Source organism: Mycobacterium sp. UNC410CL29Cvi84, assembly GCF_000686745.1.
Taxonomy (GTDB): Bacteria; Actinomycetota; Actinomycetes; order Mycobacteriales; family Mycobacteriaceae; genus Mycobacterium; species Mycobacterium mucogenicum_B.
This window is the reverse complement of record NZ_JMLM01000003.1, coordinates 116600-140257: the sequence shown is the minus strand read 5'-3', so window position 1 is coordinate 140257 and position 23658 is coordinate 116600. Positions and strand designations below refer to the sequence as shown.

The 23658-nt window shown below is 68.3% G+C and carries 22 protein-coding genes and 1 tRNA gene; 11 read left to right on the top strand and 12 right to left on the bottom strand.

The window, feature by feature from the left end; translation table 11 throughout:
• The first annotated feature begins 68 nt into the window (after positions 1–68).
• Genes egtA through egtE form a run of 5 tightly spaced genes read left to right on the top strand, consistent with a single transcriptional unit; the run spans position 69 to position 5482 of the window.
• Positions 69–1355: an ergothioneine biosynthesis glutamate--cysteine ligase EgtA gene (gene egtA, locus BR47_RS0106885; RefSeq protein WP_051634658.1), complete on the top strand. Its 1287-nt coding sequence runs from the start codon at positions 69–71 to the stop codon at positions 1353–1355.
• Positions 1352–2659: an ergothioneine biosynthesis protein EgtB gene (gene egtB, locus BR47_RS0106880; protein ID WP_029119015.1), complete on the top strand. Its 1308-nt coding sequence runs from the start codon at positions 1352–1354 to the stop codon at positions 2657–2659. Before egtA ends, egtB begins: the two co-directional genes overlap by 4 nt.
• Complete coding sequence (egtC, locus tag BR47_RS0106875; RefSeq protein WP_029119014.1) at positions 2659–3342, top strand: ergothioneine biosynthesis protein EgtC; 684 nt, start codon at positions 2659–2661, stop codon at positions 3340–3342. The genes egtB and egtC overlap by 1 nt, the downstream gene beginning before the upstream one ends.
• A 14-nt stretch (positions 3343–3356) precedes the next feature.
• Positions 3357–4352, top strand: a complete 996-nt coding sequence (egtD, locus tag BR47_RS0106870; RefSeq protein ID WP_029119013.1) for an L-histidine N(alpha)-methyltransferase — start codon at positions 3357–3359, stop codon at positions 4350–4352.
• Entirely contained in the window at positions 4349–5482 is a 1134-nt protein-coding gene (egtE, locus tag BR47_RS0106865; RefSeq protein ID WP_029119012.1) for an ergothioneine biosynthesis PLP-dependent enzyme EgtE, read from the top strand. The genes egtD and egtE overlap by 4 nt, the downstream gene beginning before the upstream one ends.
• Positions 5483–5485: 3 nt before the next feature.
• Here egtE and BR47_RS0106860 read toward each other — a convergent pair whose 3' ends face one another.
• The 4 genes from BR47_RS0106860 to BR47_RS0106845 are packed head-to-tail and all read right to left on the bottom strand — an operon-like array spanning position 5486 to position 8623.
• On the bottom strand, positions 5486–6181 hold the full coding sequence (locus BR47_RS0106860; RefSeq protein ID WP_036426884.1) for a class I SAM-dependent methyltransferase: 696 nt from the start codon (positions 6179–6181) through the stop codon (positions 5486–5488).
• 34 nt (positions 6182–6215) lie between these two features.
• Positions 6216–6953, bottom strand: a complete 738-nt coding sequence (locus BR47_RS0106855; protein WP_029119010.1) for a class I SAM-dependent methyltransferase — start codon at positions 6951–6953, stop codon at positions 6216–6218.
• Entirely contained in the window at positions 6950–7819 is an 870-nt protein-coding gene (locus tag BR47_RS0106850; protein WP_029119009.1) for an oxidoreductase, read from the bottom strand. The genes BR47_RS0106855 and BR47_RS0106850 overlap by 4 nt, the downstream gene beginning before the upstream one ends.
• A gap of 15 nt (positions 7820–7834) precedes the next feature.
• Positions 7835–8623: a PadR family transcriptional regulator gene (locus BR47_RS0106845; protein ID WP_029119008.1), complete on the bottom strand. Its 789-nt coding sequence runs from the start codon at positions 8621–8623 to the stop codon at positions 7835–7837.
• A gap of 193 nt (positions 8624–8816) precedes the next feature.
• Here BR47_RS0106845 and BR47_RS0106840 point away from each other — a divergent pair, with 193 nt between their 5' ends.
• Positions 8817–9962 (top strand): cation:proton antiporter, encoded by a 1146-nt coding sequence (locus BR47_RS0106840; RefSeq protein WP_029119007.1) that lies wholly within the window; start codon positions 8817–8819, stop codon positions 9960–9962.
• Positions 9963–10464: 502 nt separating this feature from the next.
• The gene (locus BR47_RS0106835) at positions 10465–11748 is read left to right on the top strand and encodes a hypothetical protein (RefSeq protein WP_141772190.1); all 1284 of its coding nucleotides are present in this window, start codon (positions 10465–10467) and stop codon (positions 11746–11748) included.
• A 59-nt stretch (positions 11749–11807) separates the two neighbouring features.
• Here the strand turns inward: BR47_RS0106835 and lfrA are convergent, their stop codons facing one another.
• The 6 genes from lfrA to ponA2 all read right to left on the bottom strand — a co-directional run bounded on the left by lfrA (position 11808) and on the right by ponA2 (position 19299).
• Positions 11808–13328 carry an efflux MFS transporter LfrA gene (gene lfrA / locus BR47_RS0106830; RefSeq protein WP_029119005.1) on the bottom strand — a complete coding sequence of 507 codons (1521 nt, stop codon included), beginning with the start codon at positions 13326–13328 and terminating at the stop codon, positions 11808–11810.
• A 43-nt stretch (positions 13329–13371) separates the two neighbouring features.
• Positions 13372–13947, bottom strand: a complete 576-nt coding sequence (locus BR47_RS0106825; RefSeq protein ID WP_029119004.1) for a TetR/AcrR family transcriptional regulator — start codon at positions 13945–13947, stop codon at positions 13372–13374.
• A 395-nt stretch (positions 13948–14342) separates the two neighbouring features.
• Positions 14343–14416 (bottom strand) — tRNA-Pro (locus tag BR47_RS0106820).
• A gap of 296 nt (positions 14417–14712) precedes the next feature.
• Complete coding sequence (gene cds1, locus BR47_RS0106815; protein ID WP_020100991.1) at positions 14713–15813, bottom strand: L-cysteine desulfhydrase Cds1; 1101 nt, start codon at positions 15811–15813, stop codon at positions 14713–14715.
• Positions 15810–16760 (bottom strand): metallophosphoesterase, encoded by a 951-nt coding sequence (locus tag BR47_RS0106810; RefSeq protein WP_020100990.1) that lies wholly within the window; start codon positions 16758–16760, stop codon positions 15810–15812. Before BR47_RS0106810 ends, cds1 begins: the two co-directional genes overlap by 4 nt.
• Before the next feature lie 103 nt (positions 16761–16863).
• A complete protein-coding gene (gene ponA2 / locus BR47_RS0106805; protein WP_020100989.1) occupies positions 16864–19299 on the bottom strand; it encodes a transglycosylase/D,D-transpeptidase PonA2 in 2436 nt (811 codons plus the stop codon).
• A gap of 341 nt (positions 19300–19640) precedes the next feature.
• Here ponA2 and BR47_RS29910 point away from each other — a divergent pair, with 341 nt between their 5' ends.
• The gene (locus tag BR47_RS29910) at positions 19641–19946 is read left to right on the top strand and encodes a WhiB family transcriptional regulator (protein ID WP_020100988.1); all 306 of its coding nucleotides are present in this window, start codon (positions 19641–19643) and stop codon (positions 19944–19946) included.
• Positions 19947–20010: 64 nt separating this feature from the next.
• Here BR47_RS29910 and bagB read toward each other — a convergent pair whose 3' ends face one another.
• Positions 20011–21147, bottom strand: a complete 1137-nt coding sequence (gene bagB, locus BR47_RS0106795) for an ATPase BagB (RefSeq protein WP_020100987.1) — start codon at positions 21145–21147, stop codon at positions 20011–20013.
• Positions 21144–22184, bottom strand: a complete 1041-nt coding sequence (gene bagA / locus BR47_RS0106790) for an ATPase BagA (RefSeq protein WP_020100986.1) — start codon at positions 22182–22184, stop codon at positions 21144–21146. The genes bagB and bagA overlap by 4 nt, the downstream gene beginning before the upstream one ends.
• Before the next feature lie 48 nt (positions 22185–22232).
• On the opposite strand from bagA, the gene sp36 reads away from it, so the two are divergent.
• Genes sp36 through BR47_RS0106775 form a run of 3 tightly spaced genes read left to right on the top strand, consistent with a single transcriptional unit; the run spans position 22233 to position 23616 of the window.
• The gene (gene sp36 / locus BR47_RS29905) at positions 22233–22394 is read left to right on the top strand and encodes a Sp36 family protein (RefSeq protein WP_090562576.1); all 162 of its coding nucleotides are present in this window, start codon (positions 22233–22235) and stop codon (positions 22392–22394) included.
• On the top strand, positions 22391–22846 hold the full coding sequence (locus BR47_RS0106780) for a RidA family protein (RefSeq protein ID WP_029119003.1): 456 nt from the start codon (positions 22391–22393) through the stop codon (positions 22844–22846). The genes sp36 and BR47_RS0106780 overlap by 4 nt, the downstream gene beginning before the upstream one ends.
• Positions 22843–23616: an MBL fold metallo-hydrolase gene (locus BR47_RS0106775; protein WP_029119002.1), complete on the top strand. Its 774-nt coding sequence runs from the start codon at positions 22843–22845 to the stop codon at positions 23614–23616. The genes BR47_RS0106780 and BR47_RS0106775 overlap by 4 nt, the downstream gene beginning before the upstream one ends.
• The last annotated feature ends 42 nt before the right edge of the window (positions 23617–23658 follow it).

Sequence of the window (23658 nt, the reverse complement as noted above, 5' to 3'; positions counted from 1 at the left end):
GACTTGGTCCGGGAACACCAACCAACGGATGCGGGGACAGGCCCCCGATCCCGGAAGGGGATGTTCAGATGGGCACCGCTACCGCCATGTGTCGTCCGCACGCCGAATACCCCGAGTTGTCGAGCGCGTACAGCGCCGCGCTGCTGGCCGGCGGCGGGTGCCTGCGGGACGGACCGGTCGGCCGCGTCGGCCTCGAACTCGAGGCGCACTGCTTCGATCTGTCCGACCTGACGCGTCGTCCCGGCTGGGATGAACTGACCGAAGCCGTCGAGGCCGTATCGCAGCTGCCCGGCGGCAGCACGATCACCATGGAGCCCGGCGGCGCCATCGAACTGTCGGGTCCGCCGCTGGACGGCGCCGGGGCCGCCATCGCGGCGATGCAGGCCGATCAGGCCGTGCTGCGGGAATCGTTGCGGGGCCGCGGGCTGGGCCTGCTGCAGGTCGGCGCGGATCCGCTCCGGCCGCAGGCGCGGGTCAACCCCGGCGGTCGGTACCGGGCCATGGAGGCGTTCTTCGCGGCCGGCGGAACCGGTGCCGCCGGGGCCGCGATGATGACGTCGACCGCCTCGCTGCAGATCAATGTCGACGCCGGCCCGCGCGAGGGCTGGGCCGACCGCGTTCGGCTGGCCCACGCCCTGGGCCCGACCATGATCGCGGTGTCGGCGAGTTCGCCGATGCTGGGCGGCGAATTCACCGGATGGCAGAGCACGCGCCAGCGGATCTGGGGCCAGCTCGACACCGCCCGCTGCGGACCGGTTCTCGGCGCCAGCGGCGATGATCCCGCCAACGACTGGGCGCGTTACGCGCTCAAGGCGCCGGTCATGCTCGTGCACACTCCGGAGGCCGAACCGGTCACCGAATGGGTGCCGTTCGCCGACTGGGCGGACGGGCGGACGCTGCTCGGCGGCCGCCGCCCCACCGAGGCCGACCTCGACTACCACCTCACGACGCTGTTCCCACCGGTTCGGCCGCGGCGCTGGCTGGAGATCCGCTACCTCGACGCCGTGTCCGACGAGCTGTGGCCCGCTGTGGTGTTCACCCTGGTGACGCTGCTGGACGATGCCCGGCTGTCGAAGATCGCCTGGGAAGCAACGGAATCGGTTGCCACCGCATGGGATCAGGCGGCGCGGGTGGGACTGGCCGATCCGCGGCTGCAGGCGGCCGCGGTGCAGTGTGTGGAAGCGGCCGCCGAGGTCGCGCCGCCAGACGTGGCGGACTCGATGGACCGGCTGCTGCGGCAGGTGCGGCAAGGGCGCAGCGCGGCCGATGATTTCGCGGACCGGGTCGTCGCGCACGGAATCGATTCGGCGATCACCGGGTTGGCATGTGATGACCGGCTGAAAGGTGGGGTGTGAGTACGCGCGAGCTGTTGGCCCGGGGGCTGACCAGGGCCCGGGACCGGACTCTGGCCCTCGTCGAGTTCGACGACGCCGAACTGCTGCGCCAGTACGACCCGCTCATGAGCCCGCTGGTCTGGGACCTCGCGCACATCGGTCAGCAGGAAGAACTGTGGCTGCTGCGCGGCGGCGACCTCAATCGTCCCGGACTGCTGCCGCCCGACGTGGACAGCCTGTACGACGCGTTCGTGCATTCGCGCGCCAGCCGGGTGTCCCTGCCGCTGTTGCCGCCGACCGATGCGCGCGCCTTCTGCCGCACCATCCGGTCCAAAGCCCTTGATGCCCTTGACCGGGCGCCCGACGAGGCCGGTGCACAGTTCCCGTTCGCCTTGGTGATCAGCCACGAGAACCAGCACGACGAGACCATGCTGCAGGCTCTGAATTTGCGCAGCGGCCCGCCGTTGCTGGGGCCGGGCGTCGTCCTGCCGCGGGGGCGTGACGGCGTCGCCGGTACCTCGGTGCTGGTGCCCGGCGGGCCGTTCGTACTCGGCGTCGACGAGGCCGACGAACCTTTCGCGCTCGACAACGAAGGCCCCGCGCATGTCGTCGACGTGCCGTCGTTCCGGATCGGCCGGGTGCCGGTCACCAATGCCGAATGGCGCGAGTTCATCGCCGACGGTGGCTATCGGCAGCCCCGATGGTGGTCGGCGGCCGGCTGGGCGCATCGGAAGCAGGCAGATCTCGTGGCGCCACAGTTCTGGAGTGCCGACGGCACCACGCGGGTCCGGTTCGGCCATGTCGAGGAACTGCCACCCGACGAGCCCGTGCAGCACGTCAGCTTCTACGAAGCCGAGGCCTACGCCGCCTGGGCCGGCGCGCGGCTGCCCACCGAAGTGGAGTGGGAGAAGGCCTGTGCCTGGGATCCCGTCGCCGGGGTGCGGCGCCGATTCCCATGGGGCGCAGCCGAACCGGATACGAGCCGGGCAAATCTCAGTGGGGATGCGCTGCGCCCGGCACCGGTGGGGGCCTTTCCGGAGGGTGCCTCGGCCTACGGCGTCGAGCAGCTGCTCGGCGACGTGTGGGAGTGGACCACCTCGCCGCTGCGGCCGTGGCCGGGCTTCACACCGATGATCTACGACCGCTATTCGCAGCCGTTCTTCGACGGCACCGGTAGCGGGGACTACCGGGTGCTGCGCGGTGGTTCCTGGGCGGTGGCGGGCGACATCCTGCGTCCCAGCTTCCGTAACTGGGACCACCCGATCCGCCGCCAGATCTTCTCCGGTGTGCGGCTGGCCTGGTCGGGTGACGAGGAGCGCGGCTGATGTGTCGCCATCTGGGCTGGCTCGGCGACCCGGTCTCGGTGTCGTCGCTGATCCTGGAACCCGCGAATGGGCTTCTGGTGCAGTCGTATTCGCCCCGCCGGCAGAAGCACGGGTTGCTCAACGCCGACGGCTGGGGCGTCGGCTTCTTCGACGGTGAGACACCCCGCCGCTGGCGCAGCGCCGCCCCCTTGTGGGGTGACGCGTCGCTGGCGTCGGTGGCGCCCGCGTTACGCAGCCGGTGCGTGGTGGCCGCCGTCCGGTCGGCCACCGTCGGGATGCCGATCGAACCGTCGGCGTCGGCGCCGTTCACCGACGGCCAGTGGCTGTTGTCGCACAACGGCGTCGTCGACCGGGCGGTGCTGCCGGTGTCCCGGACCGCGGAATCGACCGTCGACAGCGCGATCCTGGCCGCCCACATCTTCGCCGAAGGACTGGACAACCTGGGCGACACCGTGCGCCGGGTCGGGGAGTCCGATCCGTCGGCACGACTGAACATCCTGGCCGCCAACGGTTCCCGGATGCTGGCCACCGTGTGGGGCGACACGCTGTCGATTCTGCGGCGGCCCGACGGGGTGGTGCTGGCCAGTGAGCCCTACGACGACCACCCGGACTGGCAGGACATCCCAGACCGTCACCTCGTCGAGGTGACGGCCGCCGGCGTCGCACTGACACCATTGACCTGAAGAAGAGGACCACGATGACACCGAGCAAGACGGCACCGCTGCTGACCAACCATCTCGCCGCCGACTGGGCGCCGCGTGCGCTGCGGCGTGATGTTCGGGACGGCTTGTCGCAGTCGCCGAAATCGTTGCCGCCCAAGTGGTTCTACGACGCCGTCGGCAGTGACCTGTTCGATCAGATCACCCGCCTGCCCGAGTACTACCCGACGCGCACCGAGGCGCACATCCTGCACGAGGCGGCCGGTGCGATCGTGGCGGCCTCCGGCGCGGACACCCTCGTCGAGCTCGGCAGTGGCACGTCGGAGAAGACGCGCATCCTGCTCGACGCGTTCCGGGACGCCGCGGCGCTGCGCCGGTTCGTGGCGTTCGATGTCGACGAGAACGTGCTCAGCGCCGCGCTCACCCAGTTGTCCGACGAGTACGACGGCGTCGAGATCAGCGGCGTGCGAGGTGATTTCGAGCAGCACCTGGGCGAGTTGCCGGTCGTGGGCCGGCGGCTGATCGTGTTCCTCGGGTCGACGATCGGCAACCTGACGGCCGGTCCGCGCGCGGAGTTCCTCGCGAGCCTGGCCGCGGCGATGCGGCCGGGCGACACGCTGCTGCTCGGCACCGACCTGGTGAAGGACACCGCCAGACTGGTGGCCGCCTACGACGACAGCGCCGGGGTCACCGCGCAGTTCAACCGCAACGTCCTCGCGGTGGTGAACCGGGAGCTGGATGCCGATTTCGATCTCGACCGCTTCGAACATGTGGCACGATGGAACACCGAAAACGAGCGTATCGAGATGTGGCTGAGGTCCGTTGCCGCGCAACGGATTCAGATACGTGAGCTGGATCTGTCGGTGGAGTTCGAGGCGGGTGAGGAGATGTTGACCGAGGTGTCGTGCAAGTTCCGCCCCGAGGGCGTCGCGGCCGAGTTGGCGGCCGCCGGGCTGCAGCAGACCGACTGGTGGACCGACCCCGCCGGGGACTTCGGGCTGTCGCTGGCGGTCAAGCCGGACCTGCGGACGTGACCGGGGCCGACTCCGCCGTCGCGCGTCTGTGGCGCGCTGCCCGGCCCACACCGGCGGGCCTGCATCTCGACAACGCCGCCTGCTCGCGGCAGAGCTTCGCCGTCATCGACGCGGCGGCCCAGCATGCCCGGCTGGAAGCGCAGGTCGGCGGCTATGTCGCCGCCGAATCCGCAGAACCCGTGTTGGAGGGCGGCCGGGCGGCGGTGGCCACGCTGACCGGGATGTCCGCCGGCGACGTGGTGTTCACCACGGGTTCCAACAATGCGCTCAACCTCCTGCTCAGCAGTTGGGACGGCGAGAAGACCGTCGCCTGTCTGCCGGGCGAATACGGCCCCAACCTGGTGGTGATGGAAGCCAACGGATTCACCGTCCGCGAGCTGCCCGTCGACGGCCAGGGGCGTCTCGACGTCGAAGTGGCGGTCGCGCTGATGCAGGGTGACCCGCCGGCGCTGGCCCATCTGACGGCGCTCGGCAGCCACCGCGGGGTGGCCCAGCCATTGTCGGAGTTCGTGGCGGCGTGTCATGCGATCGGTGTGCCGGTGGCGGTGGACGCGGCACAGGCGCTGGGTCATCTGGACTGCGCGGTGGCTCCCGACGTCATCTACGCGTCGTCGCGGAAATGGCTGGCCGGGCCGCGCGGCGTCGGGGTGCTGGCGATCAGTTCGTCTGTGTCGCACCGGCTTCGGCCGCGCATTCCCTTGCCGGAATGGGGGACACCGCTGCCGGTGCTGAAACGGCTTGACCTCGGTGAGGCCAATGTGGCTGCCCGCGTAGCCTTTTCGAAGGCCCTCGAAGAACATCTGGTGGCCGGTCCGGAACTGGTGCGGGCGCGGCTGGCCGAGGTGGGACGCCTGACACGCACCGCGCTGGCCGGATTGTCCGGATGGCGCGTGGTCGAGGATGTCGATGAGCCGACGGCCATCACCACGCTCGAGCCGACGCGTGGCGCCGACCCGAACTCCGTGCGCACCAAGCTGATTACCGAACACCACGTCGTCACGACCGTGGCCGGCGTCGAGCGGGCGCCGTTCGAGATGAAGATTCCGGTGCTGCGGGTCTCGCCGCATGTCGACGTCACCGAAGACGAACTGGAGTCCTTCGCCGGTGCGCTGACTGCTGCGTCGACCTGACCGTCAGGCCTTGTGCGCCGTGAGCAGGAATGCCGGCATCTTCATGCGGCCCTTCTCGTCGAGGCCGTGGGGCGGCATCTCGAAGGTGGGCTGGTCGGGGCCGCTGGGCAGCCGCGCGGGCATGTTGGCATGGATGAAGGCCGGGCGGATTTCGTCGATGGCCCAGTACTTGCCGACGGCCTCGCGCAGTTCGTCCTCGGTGACCTCGTTGGGCTTCTGGTCGGCCTCGGCGGGGAACGCGCCCTTGGCGAAGACCAGGATGTAGTACTTGGCGCCAGGCGCGGCGGCACGGAACACGGCCTGCTGGTAGGCGTCGCGGGCTTCCACGGGAAGCGAATGGAACAGCGTCGAATCCAAGATGGTGTCGAAGCGGCCGTCGAATCCGGTGAACGACGTGATGTCGTCCTGGACGAATGTCGCGTTGGTCAGGTTCCGTTCGGCGGCAGCCTGTTTCGCGGCGGCGACCGCGGTGGGGGAGAGTTCGATACCGACCACGGTGTGTCCCGCCGCGCCCAGCGCGAGGGCCAGCTCCGCGTGGCCACAGCCCGCGTCGAGCACGTCGCCGGTGACCTTGCCCGCCGCGATCAGCGCGGCCAACTCGGGCTGTGGTTCACCGATGTTCCACGGCGGCGGTCCATCGAATCCGCCCTCTTCCCGGTAGGCGCTATCCCAGTCCATCACTTCGTTGGATTCCGTCATGGGTCCAAAGTACGCCGCGGAATTGGCCGCAAATCTAACGTCGGGTGGCGACCGCGATCTGCGGCGTGCACACGCCGCCGCGCAACTCGATGTCGACGCCGGCGGCGTCGGCCAGCGCCCGCAGCGCGGCCGGACTGTAGGTCCGCAGTGAGCTGATGACGCCGTCGTGCACGAACGGCACGAACGGCGCCAGCGGCAGCATGGTGGCCAGCCGCAGGAGATGCAGAGGCGACGGTGGCCGGGGCAGGTCGATGATGAGCAACTTGTCCGCCACCCGGGTGCCCTCGGCAAGCACCCGGACGGCGGCGGACGGCGGCAGATGGTGGAACGACAACGCGAAAACAGCCAGGGCATAAGCACTGTCGGCGGCGTCGATGGCTGTCGCGTCCATGCCGCGCACCGTCACGCGCGGATCGGAACCCAGGTCACCGGCGGTGATCGCCGCGACCGAGTCCGGCTCGAGATCGGTGACCGTGAGCGTTGCCGTGGGGTGCATCTCCAGCACCTTCTTCGACAGACCCCCGTGCCCGGCCCCCAGTTCGAGGATGCGGGGATCGGGGACGTCGGCGACTTCGTCCATGACGATGTAGGCGAAGCGCTCATGGAGGCCGAACCAGTTGCCGGTGAGCTCCAGCGCGCGCACGACACTGCGCTTGATCGCGGGGTCGACGTCGTCACGGTCGAGGTATTCCGGCTGGTCCGTCTCGAGCGCGCGATCGAGGCATGACGCGCGCGGACCGCCGCGCGGCATGCGGTCGATGTCGGCACTCATCGGAGTGCCTCGGTCAACGTGGCGGGCACCTCGATGTCGGCCACCGCGAGGTTCTCCTCGAGATGCGTGACGGACGACGTGCCGGGGATCAGCAGCATGTTGGGCGCCGCGGCCAGGGTCCAGGCCAACGCGACCTGCGCCGGCGTCCGGCCGAGTTCGCTTGCCGCCTTGCGGATTTCGGGGTGACCGAGCACCGGGTTCTCCGGATTGAACGCCGATCCCAGCGGGAAGAAGGGGACGAACGCGATGCCGCGTGCGGCGCAGGCGTCCAGCACGGGCTGCGAGGACCGCTCGAGGAGGTTGTAGGCGTTCTGAACACACACGATGTCGGTGCGCTGCAGCGCTATCTCGAGGTGTCCGAGGGAGATGCTGCTGAGGCCGATGCCGCCGATCAGCCCCTCGTCGCGCGCGGCGATCATGGTGGTGAGCTGACGGTCGAACAGCTCTCGGTCGACCTCGCCCGGCGCGCTGGGATCGCCATCGGGTCCCATGACCCGCAGGTTCACCGCCGCGAGCCGGTCGGTGCCGAGGGTTTCCAGGTTCTGCTCGATCGCGGACCGCAGTTCGTCGGGCTGCTGTGCCGGGAGCCAGCCGCCGGCGTCGTCCCGGCAGGCGCCGACCTTGCTGACCAGCGCGAGGCCCTGCGGATAGGGATGCAGGGCCTCGCGGATCAGCTGGTTGGCCACGTCGGGGCCGTAGAACTGCGCGGTGTCGATGTGGTTGACGCCGAGTTCCACCGCGCGTCGCAACACGGCGAGCGCCTGGTCATGGTCACGTGGTGGGCCGAAAACGCCGGGCCCGGGCAGCTGCATGGCCCCGAATCCGATCCGGTGGACCTGGTGCTGACCGAGCGCGTACGTCGTCATGCAGCCAGGCTAACGCTAGTCGGACTCGCCGAGAATCTGGTAGATCTCGCGGCGGGCGTTGTTCACGATGTCCAGGATGCGTTGCTGCTGTTCGGCATTCGCCGAGTGCACCGACTGCGCGACGGCGCCGAACAATTGACCGAGCGCGTTGCGCAGGTTCAAGGCGGCCGGGTCGGCGCCTTCGGCGATCTCTTCCCAGGGTGCGGTCTCGATCGCGTCGGCGGCGGTGCGGCCGTCCTCCGTCAGCTCGAAAGTCTTTTTGCTGCCATGACTTTCGGCGGGCTTGATCAGGCCCTCGTCCTCCAGCAATTGCAGGGTCGGGTAGATCGAGCCCGGGCTGGGCTTCCACAGACCGTCGCTGCGCGCGGCGATCTCCTGCGTCATCTCGTAGCCGTGCATCGGCCGCTCGGTGAGCAGCTTCAGGATCGCGGCACGCACGTCGCCGCGCCGGCTGCGACCACTGGTACGTCCGCGGCCACCGTGACGGCGTCCGCGGGGGCCGCCCGGTCCGAAGGGACCGGCACCGAAGCCGGGGCCGAAACCAGGTCCGAAACCGAAACCAGGGCCGAAGCCCGGTCCGAATCCGAAGCCGCTCTCGCCGCGGTGGTCGCGCACGTGGTCACGGAACTGTTCGCGCATCTCCCGACGGGCGGCGCGACGTTCGTCGTGCCGGGCGCGCCGGTCGGCGGGACCGACGAACGGCGAACGGTCGCCGGGCGTGAAGCCGAAGCCACCGCCGTGGGAGGGATGATTGAAGGGGCCGCCGTCGAACGGGCGGCCGGGTGGGGTGAATGGGGTTTCCATAGATGTGTTCTCTCTTTCGGCGGGAGGCGCTCTGTGCGCCTCCGATGCATTAACGATATATCGTAAACTATCGAGTTGCAACAGTCCGCTGGGAGTTGGCTGCGTCACGCCCGCCCCGGAGCCGCCGCGTTTAGGGTGTGGCGATGGCGATGACGTGGCTGGACGAGCCGGCCCAGGTGGCAGCCGGCTGACGATGGGCGACTTCGGATTCCATGCCCTGGCGCTGGTGGCCGTCATCGGCCTCGTGGGGCCCCTGCTGGCGGCCGTGCCGAAGCTGCGGGTGCCCTTGATCGTCGGCGAACTTGCGGCCGGAATCGTCGTGGGCCGCACCGGTTTCGGCATCGTCGACGCGGACAACCCGACGTTCGTGCTGCTGGCGGACATCGGCTTCGCGCTGGTGATGTTCATCGTCGGGACCCATGTACCGGTGCGCGACAAGTCATTACGGGGTGACCTCCCCAGAGCACTGTTGCGGGCGGTCGTGGTGGGCGCGTTCGCCGCGGCGTTGGGCACGGTCATCGCCCACCTGTTCGGCACGGGCCACGCCCCGCTGTACGCGGTCCTCATGGCGTCGTCCTCGGCGGCGCTGGCGCTGCCGGTCATCCAGTCCCTGGGGTTGACGGGACCGTCGGTGCTGTCGGTCACCGCGCAGATCGCGATAGCCGACGCCGCGTCGATCGTGTTGTTGCCGTTGGTCATCAATCCGGCCGGTGCCCCGCGCGCGGCGGTGGGCGTCCTCGCGATCGCCGCGTGCGCGGTCCTCCTGTACTTCTTCCTGCGGTACGAAGCCAAACGCGGGTGGCTCAAGCGGATGCACAAGTACTCGCACAGCCGGCACCTGGCGCTCGAGCTGAGGATCAGCCTGATCGTGCTGTTCGGCCTGGCTGCGCTGGCGAAGTCGACGCACGTGTCGATCATGCTCGCGGGTTTTGCGCTGGGCCTGTGCCTGTCGGCGATCGGCGAGCCGCGCCGGCTGGCGCGCCAGTTGTTCGGCATCACCGAGGGGTTCTTCGCACCGTTGTTCTTCGTCTGGCTCGGCGCATCGCTGCAGGTGCGAGAACTCGGTGCGCACCCGGACCTGATCGGGTTGGGTGTGGCGCTGGGCGTGGGAGCGGTGCTGGCGCATCTCAGTGGCCGGCTGTTCGGGCAGCCGCTGTCGCTCGCGGTGCTGGCGGCCGCGCAACTGGGTGTTCCGGTGGCCGCCGCCACGTTGGGGACCCAGCAGCAGCTGCTGAGTCCCGGCGAGCCGTCGGCGCTGATTCTCGGCGCGCTGCTGACCGTCGTGGCGACGTCGGTGGCCGGCGGGATCGCCCGCCGCCGGCAAACTTCGGCCGCATGAATCCCGCGGCGCGCTCAGGCTCGACGCACCGTCTCACCATGTGGACGCCGGGTCTGCGCGAGGCGTTCGCGGTGGGCTGTCCGCGGCTACGACTGACGCGTGCGCAAGTTACGCGTAGCGTAATTTGCTGAAACTGCAATTTATCGACGCACCGCGTTTGTGGCGTGCTGGACAATCCGTTCGCTGCATGGTGTGACGTGGGTCTCCTCACGCTGTGAACTCGTTGTGCCGTGAATGGTCGCGATTTGGGCGGTTCTCCTCAACCAATTTGCTGAATTGGTAGCGCAGCTAACTTGCCCGCTGGAGTAGCAATCTAACGAGGTTGACAATTTCCTGACGGGTCGATTTTGGTTAGCTGGGAAATGTGTAGGTTCGTTAAAAATGCCTATCTACTAGGGGTAAATTTCTGCGCCACACGGGTGTCGCGATAACTGGGAGGACTCAAATGCAGCTCACAATGAAGCCGTATGTCACTGCGGGCATTGCCCTCGCAGGAGCGAGCGTGATTGCTGTGGCGCCGGTGGTGCCGCAGACTCCAACGCATCTGCCGGCCGTTCCGCACGTGCAGGTTTCCGATGTGCAGCTGACGGCATTGGTCAACCCGATCGTGGCACTGGGCAACATCTACAACGCGCTGGCCGAGACCGTCGGGCAAACCAGCTACATGGTGGAGACCAGCGTGAACCCGCTGGTGCGCCAGGTGGTGCTCGACGCCAACTACGGCGTGCAGCAGGGCATGCAGTTGATCGGCAACATCACCGGCGCGACGTTCACCCTCGGTGGCGCGTTGCCGGGCACCCTCGTCAACGTGTTGGGGAACCTCGGCACGCTCAACGTCAACGGCGCCATCGACTCGCTGGTGGGTGGTCTGCTCCCGGGCGGGCTGCAGTTGATCACCGGCATCAACGGGCCGGTGCAGAACATCCTGCAGCAACCGTTGGCCGTGGCGGAGGCCATGGTGCCCGCGGTGCTGGATTCGGTGACCGCTCTGGTCGCCGGCCTGGCGATCTCGACCGTCGGAATCGGCTGCGGCTCGTGCCTCGGAACCACGCCGGTGGTGCAGCAGGTGGTCAAGAGCGTGACGGGAATCCTGCAGTCGGTGCTCACTCTGAATCCGGGCACCATCTACAACGGCGTGCTCAACAACGTGGTGAGCCTGGTGCAGAACATTCAGAAGAATGTCACCGATTTTGAGACCGGCACTGTTCCGTACATCGTCAACCGGATCATCACGGCGCTGAACGTGAACCCGAACGCACCGGGCGGCGTCACCGTCCCCGTCGCCGCAACGACAACTGCCGCTCTGGCAGCGGCGCCGGCGGCCGAGACCACGAAGACGGCCACGGAGTCCTCTGCCGCCGGTTCGACCGACACGGCGACGACGAAGAAGGCAGCGACGGCGACCGCGGCGACCTCGACCGAGGCAGCACCGCCGACCGACGCGGCGAAGGACACGTCCAGCAAGGACGCCGACGTCAAGGCTGCTGACACCAAGGCTGCTGACACCAAGGCGGCGGACGCCAAGGATGCCGATGCCAAGGGCGCCGACGCGAAGGGCACCGACGCCACGGGCGCGACCAAGGCCGCCGACACCAAGGCGACGGACACCAAGGGTGCGAACAAGGATGCCGACACCGTGACCACGCCCAAGGACACCGCGCCCAAGACCAAGAAGGCGCAGAACCCCGTGTCCAAGGTCGCGAAGTCGATCGCAGGCGCCATCAAGGGCGCCACCAAGGCTCCGAAGGCGCCCAAGGCGGCCAAGGGCGAATCCGGCAGCAAGTAACTCCTACGCGACTGTGGCCCCACCGCCGAAAGGCGATGGGGCCACAGTGCATTCAGGGTTTACTGCCGGGCGCGGAAGGCGGCGCCCACGATCGCCGCGGCGATCAGAACCAGCGTCGCGGCGGTTGCCGCAGTGGCGCCGATCCCCGAATCGAAGGCGACGCGTGCCGACTCCATCAGGTGGTTGCCGAGCTCGGCGGGCAGGGTCCGGGCCACCGAGATCGCGCCGCCGATGCTCTCGCCGGCGTCGGCCGACTGCGCGGGTGACAGGGCGCCGGGCAGTTCGACGTTCGCGCGGTAGAACGCGGTGAACATGGTGCCCAGCCCGGCGGTGCCGATCACCGCGCCCAGCTCATAGGCGGTCTCCGACACCGCGGACGCCGCGCCGGCCTTCTCCGGCGGCACCGACGCCACGATGGTGTCGTTCGAGATCGTCTGCGACACACCGACACCCAGCTCCAGCACGGTGAACGACGCGATGACGCCGACCATCGTCAGGTCGTGACGGAACAGCACGATGAGCAGGAAGCCGGCGGCCACCAGGAGCAGACCGGTGACCATCAGCGTCTGCGGCGCGAACCGCTTGGTCAGCCGCACGACGGCGATGCCCGAGATGGTCGAGGCCGCCGCTCCCGGCAACATGACCAGCGCGGCGGTCAGCGGGGCCAGTCCGAGTACCAGCTGCAGGTGCTGCGAGACGAAGAACAGGAACCCGATGAGGCCCACCATCGACAGGAAGTTGGCCAGGATCGACGCCGTGAACGGGCCGTTTCGGAACAGTCGCATGTCGAGAATCGGTGTGGCACTGCTGTTCTGCCGACGCACGAACCAGACGCCCGCAGCGACGCCCAGGACGACGGCCGCCAGCGTCACCGCCGAGACGCCGTCATGTGCGGAGGTCTTGATCGCCCACACGATCGGCAGCATGGCCACCAGTGACAGCAGCACGCTCAGCGCGTCGATCGGGCCCGGGTTCGGGTCCCGCGATTCCGGCACCAGCTTGGGCGCCAGTACCAGCAGCGGCAGCAGGATCGGCACGGCGATCATGAAGACCGCGCCCCAGTGGAAGTGCTGCAGCAGCAGGCCACCGACGATCGGGCCCAGGGCCGAGCCGGCCGCGAAGCACGACGCCCAGATGGCGATCGCGAGCCGGCGCGACGTGGCCTCGGTGAAGATGTTGCGGATCAGTGACAGCGTCGACGGCATCAGCATGGCGCCGAACACGGCGAGTGCGGCGCGCGCGGCGACCAGGTACCCGGCGCTGGGCGCGAATGCCGCGGCAGCCGAGATGACGGCGAACCCGACGGCGCCGATGAGCAACAGCCGGCGCCGGCCGAACCGGTCACCGAGGCTGCCCATGGTCACCAAAAGTGTTGCCAGCACCAGTGAATAGATGTCGACGAGCCACAACTGGGTGGCGGCCGACGGGCGGAAGTCTTCGGCGATGCGGGGCAGCGCGAAGGCCAGCACCGTGTTGTCGATGGAGACGAGCAACACGGGCAGCATCAGCACTGCCAGCGCCCACCAATGGCGTTGCGGGGTCCGGTTCGTCACCTCGTTGGTGACGAGACTGGTGGACATGAGAACTACCTAACTTGTTGAGATGAAAGCAGATTCGTGGGGATCAGGACTGATCCGGGGTGATGGTGCCGGCCGTCAGGCTGGCCATGATGGCGTCGACGATCTCGACCCGCGGCGCGATGTTCCGGCGCAGTGCCTCATATCCGGCGTCGAGCAGGGCCCAGAAAACCAGGCGCGGCCACTCCGGTGGGCTCGTCTGCGGTCGTGCCGAAACCCGCGCCAGCACTTCGGCTATCGCCTCGTCGCCGGTATCGAGGATCGCGGACAACTCCGGATCAGCCACGATGGTCGGCTCGTTGTAGACGAAGGGCACGATGGGTCCGAGGTCCAGCTGGGATTCGACCACCCGGCGCAGCGCCGCGAGTGGGGGACCACAGGCCGGTTCGGCCTTGTCGATGGCGGCGTTGCACATCTCGTGCACGTACAGCGCGACGGCGCGGATCAGCTCGGACCGCTCGGGGAAGTACCGGTGCAACGTGCTGCGGCCGACGTTGGCGGCCGTGGCGATGTCGGTCAGCGACGCCGCGGGATTGGTCGCCAGGACGGCGGTGGCGGCATCGAGAATCGCCTTCCGGGTGCGCGACCGCACGCCAGTGTCGAACGATTTCAATTCAGCCATGTGTCAAAAGTAGCACGATTAGCCGAAAATGGGACATTGATGTCCCAATATGAGGCTCGTGAGAGTGATCACGTCGCGGCGGGGACGTCGGTGGTGACGAGCTGCGCATGGGTCACTCGGTCGGACTGGGCCGGAGGAGTGCGTAGCGTCAACCATCAGGCGCATGCGCCTCCGCTGATTGAACCCAGGTACTTATTTCGGGCGGCAGAGGTCCCTGAGCGCGGTAACCACGGGCAGTTCGTAGTCACGATTGCACTCACGTACTTTTCCGGCGGGATTCGCCGGTGATGGCACGGACCGACCTCGTCGCTGGGCAGGTGCCCGCAACCGAACGGCGAGCCCGGGAACGAAGCAGGCCCCGACCAGATTTCCCTGGTCAGGGCCTTGCTCACTTGTCGGGGTGGCGGGATTCGAACCCACGACCTCTTCGTCCCGAACGAAGCGCGCTACCAAGCTGCGCCACACCCCGCGTGAAGCTTCGACAGCCTATCGCACGGGTGCCCTCAGAAGCCAAACGGCCCTAGCCGGGAGAGATAGCCGCTGGTGGGCGGGGTTAGCGGCGAAGATCACGTCCATTCACGGGATGGATTTTTGCGCAACGTGCGTTAAAACGGGTAACTCTGATGAACGGCAACCGAACGCCAGAAAGCGAGGAACGAACATGACCGGATTGGGAGCTTTGCTCTACTGCGGATTCTTCGGTCTGGCGGCGCTGTGGCTGTTCGCGACTTCTGACTACCGGGCGGCCTGGCTGGGTCGTCAGGATCACTCCCAGCGGCCGGAGCGCTCGAACTCCGCCAGCGCCGCTGCGGCGTCGGCCGAGTCCAGCCCGCGGCTGCTGACCCACGCGTCGTCGAAGTAGGTGTCGGCGTAGCGGTCACCGCTGTCGGCGAGGAGCGTCACCACCGATCCGCTGCGGCCCTGCGCCACCATCTCGGCCAGGAGCCCGAACGCACCCCAGATGTTCGTCCCCGTGGACGGCCCCACTCGTCGGCCCAGCACCTTGCTCACGTGCCGCGCTGCGGCCACTGAGGCCGCGTCCGGCACGCACACCATGGCGTCCACGACGCCGGGCAGGAACGACGGCTCCACCCGCGGCCGGCCGATGCCCTCGATGCGCGACGACGCCCCGGTGAACACCTCCCGGTCGCCTGTGGCCCACGACGGATAGAACGCCGAATTCTCCGGGTCCACCACACAGAGCCGGGTGGCATGGCGCCGGTAGCGCAGGAACCGCCCGATCGTGGCGCTGGTGCCGCCGGTGCCCGCACCGACCACGATCCACTCCGGAATCGGATGGGCCTCGTCGCGCAGCTGCGAGAAGATCGACTCCGCGATGTTGTTGTTGCCCCGCCAGTCGGTGGCGCGCTCGGCGTTGGTGAACTGATCCAGGTAGTGGCCGCCCGTCTCGCGCGCCAGGCGCTCCGCCTCGTCGTACACCTGTGACGACTGCTCGACGAAATGGCAACGGCCACCCTGATTTTCGATGAGTTCTATCTTGGCCGCGCTCGTCGACGACGGCATCACCGCGATGAACTCCAGCCCCAGCAGCGCCGCGAAATACGCCTCGGACACCGCGGTGGACCCGGAGGACGCCTCGATGACCGTCGTGTGCGGACCGATCCAGCCGTTGCACAACCCGTACAGGAACAGCGACCGGGCCAGCCGGTGTTTGAGGCTGCCGGTGATGTGCGTGCTCTCGTCCTTCAGATACAGCTGGACGTCGACGCTCGCGCTCCAGGCAGCGGGCAACGGATAGCGCAGGAGATGGGTGTCGGCGCTGCGCCGGGCGTCGGCCTCGATGAGGCGCACCGCGTTGTCGACCCAGCCGCGGTCGACGCTGCGCTCCGCCACCGGCGAGGTCACCGTGCCGAGACGGCCGGCTGCGTCATGTCGGCGCCGATACCGGTGTGCCCACCGCCGGTGGGCGCGGCCACCAGCGTCAGCAGCGTCACCTCGGGCCGGCAGCAGAAGCGGACCGGCGTGTACGGCGAGGTACCCAGACCGGCCGACACGTGCAGCTGCGTGTGGGCACCCCAGCGGGACGGGCCCTTCACCCGGGAGGTGTCGATGTCGCAGTTCGTCACCAGCGCGCCGTAGAACGGCACGCACAGCTGCCCGCCGTGCGTGTGGCCGGCCAGCACCAGCTGGTAGCCGTCGTCGGCGAAGCGGTCCAGCACGCGGGTGTACGGCGCGTGGGTGACGCCCAGCGACAGGTTGGCGGCCGGGTTGGGACGTCCGGCGATGGTGTCGTAGCGGTCGCGGTTGAGGTGCGGATCGTCGACCCCGGCGACGGAGATGAGCTGCCCGTTGACTTCGATCTCGCGCCGCGTGTGGGTCATGTCCAGCCAGCCGCGCTCGGTGAACGCCGCGCGCAGGTCCTGCCACGGCAGCGGCCGACCGGTGATCCGCTTGTGCTTGCTGAACAGGTAGTTGGCGGGGTTCTTGGGCTTCGGCGCGAAGTAGTCGTTGCTGCCGAACACGAACACACCGGGCACCGCCAGCAGATCGCCCATCGCCTGCACCACGGCCGGCACCGACTTCGGGTGCGAGAGGTTGTCGCCGGTGTTGACCACCAGATCGGGCTCCCAGCGGGCCAGCTCGCGCAGCCACGCCTGCTTGCGACGCTGCGCCGGCATCATGTGCAGATCGCTCAGATGCAGCACCCGCAGCGGCGACGAACCGGGCGTCAGCACCGGCATGGTGACCTCGCGGACCACGAACGCGTTGCGCTCGATGAGCGACGCGTAGGCGAGGCCCGCAGCCAGGGTTCCGGCGACGGTGACGGCTGCGTTGCGGGCGATGGCAGACATGCAGGCAGCCTACTTGCTCACCGCGGGAGTTGGCCCGTTGTCGCTGGTCATCGTTAGAAAGCCCACAGGGTTGGCTTAGGTCGTTCTGAGGTTTCGGCCGGGCCTATGGGGGCGGGGGGCCGAGGACCGGCACGGTGATGGGCGGCAGGCCCGGAATCTCCACGACCGTCGACCCGATCTGCACCGGCGGCAGGCCGTCGAGGCCCGGAATCCCCACTGGCGGTGGCGGCGGAGGCGGCGGCGCGATGCCATTGCTGACCTGGATCGTGATGATCGAGCCGGGGATGGTCTGCCCCGACGGCGACGTTCCGACCACCTGACCCGACGGCGCGGTGCTGTTGACCCACGACGGCTGCGCGGACAACTGGAAGCCGGCTTCCTTGATGCGGTTCTGCGCCAGGTCGAGGTCCATGCCGGCGACGCTCGGCACCTTCGAGCCCGGCCCGCCGTCGACATAGCGCGGGTCGGTCGGCGGCATCACCACGTTGGGTGGCGTGAACTGCTTCATCGCCGTGAACCAGGTGCGGGCCGGCTCGTGGCCGCCGTAGAGATCACCGCGGCCGCACTGGCGCAGCGGGAACGAGCACAGGTCGGACGGGGTGGGCGAGTCGTCGTAGATGTAGTTGGCGGCGGCGTAGGCACTGGTGAAGCCCAGGAACGCCGACGACCGGTGGGCCTCGGTGGTGCCGGTCTTGCCCGATACCGGCAAGGTCCAGCCCACCGACTGTGCGGCCGCGGCGCCGGTGCCGCTGATGGCGTCCTTGTTCATCGCATTGGCGAGGGTGTTGGCCAGACCCTCGGGGACCGCCTGCTCGCAGGTCTGGGTGGTCACCGAGACCTCGTTGCCGTGCCGGTCGAACACCTTGTCCACCGGGTTGGGCGGGCACCACGTGCCGCCCGACGCCAGCGTCGCCGCGACGTTGGACAGCTCGAGGGCGTTGACCTCGAACGGTCCCAGGGTGAACGAGCCGATGTTCTGGCGCTTGATGAAGTCGGCCAGGCTCTCGTTGCTGTTCGGGTCGTACGGGCGGGCGGTGCCCGGCGCGGCGTAGGACCGCAGCCCCAGCTTGACCGCCATGTCGACGGTCCGCGGGACACCGATCTGCGAGATGAGTTTGGCGAACCCGGTGTTCGGCGACGACGCCAGCGCTTCGGTGACGTTCATGCTGCCCCGGTAGCGGCCGTCGTTCTCGACGCACCACTTGTCCTTGGGGCAGCCCTTGGCGCCACCACTGCCCAGGCCCTTGGCCTCGAACCGGCCGGGCACGTCCAGCTGCGCGTTGATGCCCATGCCCATGTCCAGGGCGGCGGCCGTGGTGAACAGCTTGAAGATGGAGCCGGCGCCGTCACCGACCAACGAAAACGGTTGTGGCTGCATGGTTTCCCCGGCCGCGGTGTTCAGGCCGTAGGTCCGGTTGCTGGCCATCGCCACCACCTGGTGGTTGTCCTTGCCGGGGCGGATGACGCTCATGACGCTGGCGATGCCGTCGATGGACGGGGACGCGATGCCGTCGATCGACGACTTGACCGAGTTCTGGATGTCGGGGTCGATCGTCGTGCGGATCAGGTAGCCGCCCTTGGCCACCTGGTCCTTGCTGATGCCGGCCTTCGACAGATAGTCGAGGACGTAGTCGCAGAAGAAGGCGCGGTCACCGGCGGCGATGCAGCCGCGGGGCAGCTGGTTGGGCTGCGGCAGGATGCCGAGCGGCTCGGCCTTGGCGGCGCGCAGGGCGTCGGCTTCCTGGGGGACGTTCTGGATCATGGTGTCCAGCACCAGGTTTCGGCGTGCCAGGGCGCCGTCGGGGTTGACGTACGGATCCAGTCCGCTGGTCGACTGCACCATGCCGGCGAGCAGCGCGGCCTGCTGCCAGTTCAGCTGGTTGGCGTTGATGCCGAAGTACGTCTGGGCGGCGTCCTGGATGCCGAACGCGCCGTTACCGAACGACACCAGGTTCAGGTAGCGCGTCAGGATCTCGGACTTGGTGAACGTCTTGTCCAGGGTCAGCGCCATCCGGATTTCGCGCAGCTTGCGTGCCGGGGTGGTCTCGATGGCGGCCCGCCGTTCGGCGTCGCTCTGCGCGACCACGAGCAGCTGGTAGTTCTTCACGTACTGCTGCTCGAGGGTCGATCCACCACGCGTATCGGCGGAGCCGGACATGTAGCCCGACAGGCCCGTCAGCGTGCCCTTCCAGTCAACCCCGTTGTGCTCGGCAAACCGTTTGTCCTCGATCGAGACGATGGCCAGCTTCATGGTGTTGGCGATCTGATCGCTCGGAACCTCGAAGCGACGCTGCGAATACAGCCACGCGATGGGGTTGCCCTTGGCGTCGACCATGGTGGATACGGCGGGCGCATCACCTTCGACCAGCTGGGCCGAACCGTTGGCGACGACGTCGGATGCCCGGTTGGACATCAGGCCGGCACCCCCGATGAGCGGGAACATCATCGCGGCAAGCACCACGGCAGCGAGCAGAACGCACCACGTCAACTTGATGACGGTGACCGCGGTCGGCGGACGGTTCTGCGGTCGCTCGGACATGGGGTACAGCCTAGCGACCGTGGTGGCCAGCAGCTGAGTGCTGGTCGATTACCACGTCCCCAGGGCATCTAGGGGGCTGCGACACGGGCAAAAATTAACGTTTGGACACACGTCCCAAAAAAGCGGCCCCAGACCCATTGCGCAATAGGCCCCTGACCACCTAACTTGAACACACAATGCGATCTAGGTAACACTACTAGCCGCAATGTGGCGTAGATCGCATCAGCGACCTACTCGGGAGGACTCGGCCGTCGGGAGACGGTGTGACGAAGGGATCGCTGGTGACAGGTACACAGCCAGTAGTTCGCGCGACAATCGCTCCCAAGGCCGGAAACGGCGCGATGCAGGGTGTGGTCCAACCTGAAGCCGAAGCCAGGATCGCCTGGGTTTCGCAGGCCCGATGCCGGCAGGCCGACCCCGACGAGCTGTTCGTCCGGGGCGCCGCACAGCGCAAGGCCGCAGTCATCTGCCGGCACTGCCCGGTGATCGTCGAGTGCGGCGCCGACGCCCTCGACAACCGCGTCGAGTTCGGCGTGTGGGGCGGCATGACCGAGCGTCAGCGCCGCGCCCTTCTCAAGCAGCACCCCGAGGTGGTGTCCTGGGCCGAGTTCTTCGCGACCCAGCGCAAGCACCGCAACGCGGTCTGATTTTCCTTCTGACACAACAGAAGTCCGCAGTTTTCTGCGGACTTCCGTTGTTCGGGTTCGGGCTTTACGCCTTGACGATGTCGCCGGTGATCTGATCGGCGATGGCCCGCAGCGCCTCGAGGTCTGACACCTCGAACGGCAGTGACGGCACGCCCACCAACGCCACGTGCGGGTTGGCCCCGGTGAACCGCGACAGCAGCCGCACCTCACGCTTGGAGATGACGGTGCGGTTCGCGTGGATCCGCAGCGTCGCCGCGGCCAGCGCGTCGGCGTCCTGGCCGGACTTCTCCAGCTTGCCCGCCGCCTCGTCGGCGGCATCGGCGGTGAGGTCGCACAGCATGGGGTGCGTGCGGTTGAGGATCAGGCCGGCCAGCGGCATCTGCTCCTGCGACAGCCGGTCGACGAAGAACGACGCCTCGCGCAGCGCGTCGGGCTCGGCGGCCGAGACCACGACGAACCGGGTGCCAGGGCGCTTGAGCAGTTCGTACGTGCGGTCGGCCTTCTCCCGGAAACCGCCGAACGTCGAGTCCAGCGACTGGACGAAACTGGCTGCGTCGGAGAGCATCTGCGAACCCAGCACGGTGGACAGTGCCTTCATCGCCAGGCCCATGGCGCCGGTGACGAGGCGGCCGATGCCGCGGCCCGGTCCGAGCAGCAGCTTCCACAGGCGGCTGTCCATGAAGTTGCCGAGGCGCTTCGGGGCGTCCAGGAAGTCCAGCGCGTTGCGCGACGGCGGGGTGTCGACGACGACCAGATCCCACTTGTCCTCGGCCAGCAGCTGGCCGAGCTTCTCCATCGCCATGTACTCCTGCGTGCCCGAGAGCGACGTCGCGACGGTTTGGTAGAACTGGTTCTCCAAGATCGCGTCGGCGCGGTCTTCACCGGAGTACTGCACCACCATCTCGTCGAAGGTGCGGCGCATGTCCAGCATCATCGCGTAGAGCTCACCCGGTACCTCCGGCGCCAGTGGCACCCGCTGCGGGGTGTTGCCGAGGTCCTTGATGCCGAGGGCCTGCGCCAGGCGCTTGGCCGGGTCGATCGTCAGCACCACGACGGTGCGGCCGTACTCGGCGGCCCGCAGCGCCATCGCGGCGGCCGTCGTGGTCTTGCCGACGCCGCCCGCGCCGCAGCACACCACGACGCGGTTCGCGGTGTCCGACAGGATCGCGTGCATGTCGAGCTTCAAGGGCTTGCCGCTCATTTTGTGCCAACCCCTTGCTGTTCGAGTGCTTCGGCGAGTTCGTACAGGCTGCCCAGATCGACCCCGTCGGGCAGGGCGGGCAGTTCGAGGCGGGGCACTTCGAGGGCGTCGAGCGCCTCGGCGCTCTCGGCGCGCGCCATCATGCGCGTCGCGTGCTGGATGGTCTCGGTCAGCAGTCCGGCGAAGTCGGTGTCGGACAACGTGATTCCCGCGTCGGCCAGTCCCGCGCGCACCGCGTCGGCGTCGACGACGCCCTCGGCGGCCTTCGCCAGATCGTCCTGCGACAGGTAGGCCGGGATGTTGCGGTTGACGATGACGCTGCCGATCGGCAGCTCCAGCTCCCGTAGTTCCTCGATGGCCTCCAGCGTCTCCTGCACGGGCAGCGCCTCCAGCAGCGTGACCAGGTGGATGGCGGTGAGCTCCGAGTGCAGCAGCTTCACGACGCCGTCGGCCTGGGAGTGCACGGGCCCGCCCTTGGCGAGATCCGAGACGGCCTTGGTGACGTCGAGGAAGCGCGAGATGCGACCCGTCGGCGGGGCGTCGACCACGACGGCGTCGTAGGGCCGCTGTCCCTTCAGTTCCTTGGCGGTTTTGCCGTTGCGGACGACGACCTCTTTGATCTTGCCGGTGAGCAGGACGTCACGCAGGCCGGGCGCGATCGTGGTGGCGAACTCGACCGCGCCGATGCGCTTCATGGCGCGGCCGGCGATGCCGAGGTTGTAGAACATGTCCAGGTATTCCAGGAACGCGGCCTCGGTGTCGATGGCCAGCGCGTTGACCAGCCCACCGCCCTCGGCGGTGGCGATCTTCTGCTCCCCGTACGGCAGCGGTGGCACGTCGAAAAGCTGGGCGATGCCCTGCCGCCCCTCGACCTCGACCAGCAGGACGCTGCGGCCGCCTGCGGCCAGCGCCAGCGCCAGCGCGGCAGCGACGGTGGTTTTGCCGGTACCGCCCTTGCCGGTGACGAAATGGAGGCGCGCCTGGTCCAGGCGCGCGGGCCAACCGGTATGGGTTTGGCCCGTCGATTCGGAGGTCACCCCAGCATGTTAACCATGCGGTACCCCTCGGCCGATAAGCTCGGCGGCATGAGCGAACCGACCCGGTGGGAGTACGCCACCGTCCCGTTGCTGATCCACGCCACCAAGCAGATCCTGGACCAGTGGGGCCAGGACGGGTGGGAGCTGGTGTCGGTGTTGGCCAACCCGAGCGGTGAGCAGCACGTCGCGTACCTGAAGCGGCCGAAGTGAGCGTCTCGGACCGGTTGGCCGAGCTCGGCATCGAGCTGCCGGAAGTCGTTGCGCCCCTTGCCGCTTACGTTCCCGCAGTCCGGACCGGAAACCTCGTCTACACCTCGGGACAGCTGCCGATGCAGGCCGGCAGTCTGCTGGCCGAGGGCAAGGTCGGCGGCGAGGTCAGTGCCGAAGACGGCAAGGCCCTGGCCCGGCTCTGCGGTCTCAACGCGCTGGCCGCCGTGCACGCGCTGGTCGGCATCGACTCGGTGGTGCGGATCGTCAAGGTCGTCGGCTTCGTCGCCTCGGCACCGGGCTTCAACGGCCAGCCCGCGGTGATCAACGGTGCGTCCGAATTGCTGGGCGAGGTGTTCGGCCCCGCCGGCGCGCACGCCCGCTCGGCGGTCGGAGTCTCGGAGTTGCCTCTGAACGCGCCGGTCGAGGTGGAGTTGATCGTCGAGGTCGGATGACCCATCCGGCGTACGGCGTGCTGAGGCCGGTAACCGAATCGGCCTCGGTACTGCTGTGCGACAACCCGGGGATCATGACGCTCGACGGCACCAACACCTGGGTGCTGCGCGGGCGCGGTAGTGACGAGATGGTCATCGTCGACCCGGGACCCGACGACGATGCGCACCTCGAGCGGATCGCGGCACTGGGCAAGATCCCGCTGGTGCTGATCAGTCACAAGCACGACGACCACACCGGCGGCATCGACAAGCTCGTCGCGCTGACGGGGGCGGTGGTGCGCTCGGTTGGCAGTGGTTTTCTGCGCGGGCTGGGCGGACCGCTCACCGACGGCGAGGTGATCGACGCCGCGGGCCTGCGGATCACGGTCCTGGCCACGCCGGGGCACACGGCCGATTCGCTGTCGTTCGTCGTCGACGATGCCGTCCTGACCGCCGACACCGTGCTGGGCCGTGGCACCACCGTCATCGACAACGAGGACGGCAGCCTGCGCGACTACCTGGAATCGCTGCGGCGCCTGCAGGGGCTGCGCGGACGGACGGTCCTGCCGGGGCACGGACCCGATCTACCGGATCTGTCGGCGGTGGCCGCCATGTACCTCGCGCACCGGGAGGAACGGCTCGACCAGGTGCGCGGCGCCTTGCAGGTGCTCGGTGACGAGGCGTCGGCGCGGCAGGTGGTCGAGCACGTCTACACCGACGTCGACCAGAAGCTGTGGGACGCCGCCGAGAAGTCCGTTCAGGCCCAGCTGGATTACCTGCGGACGGCCTAGCGCCACGAATACAAGATGCCCCCGACACGCTGTGCGTGCGGG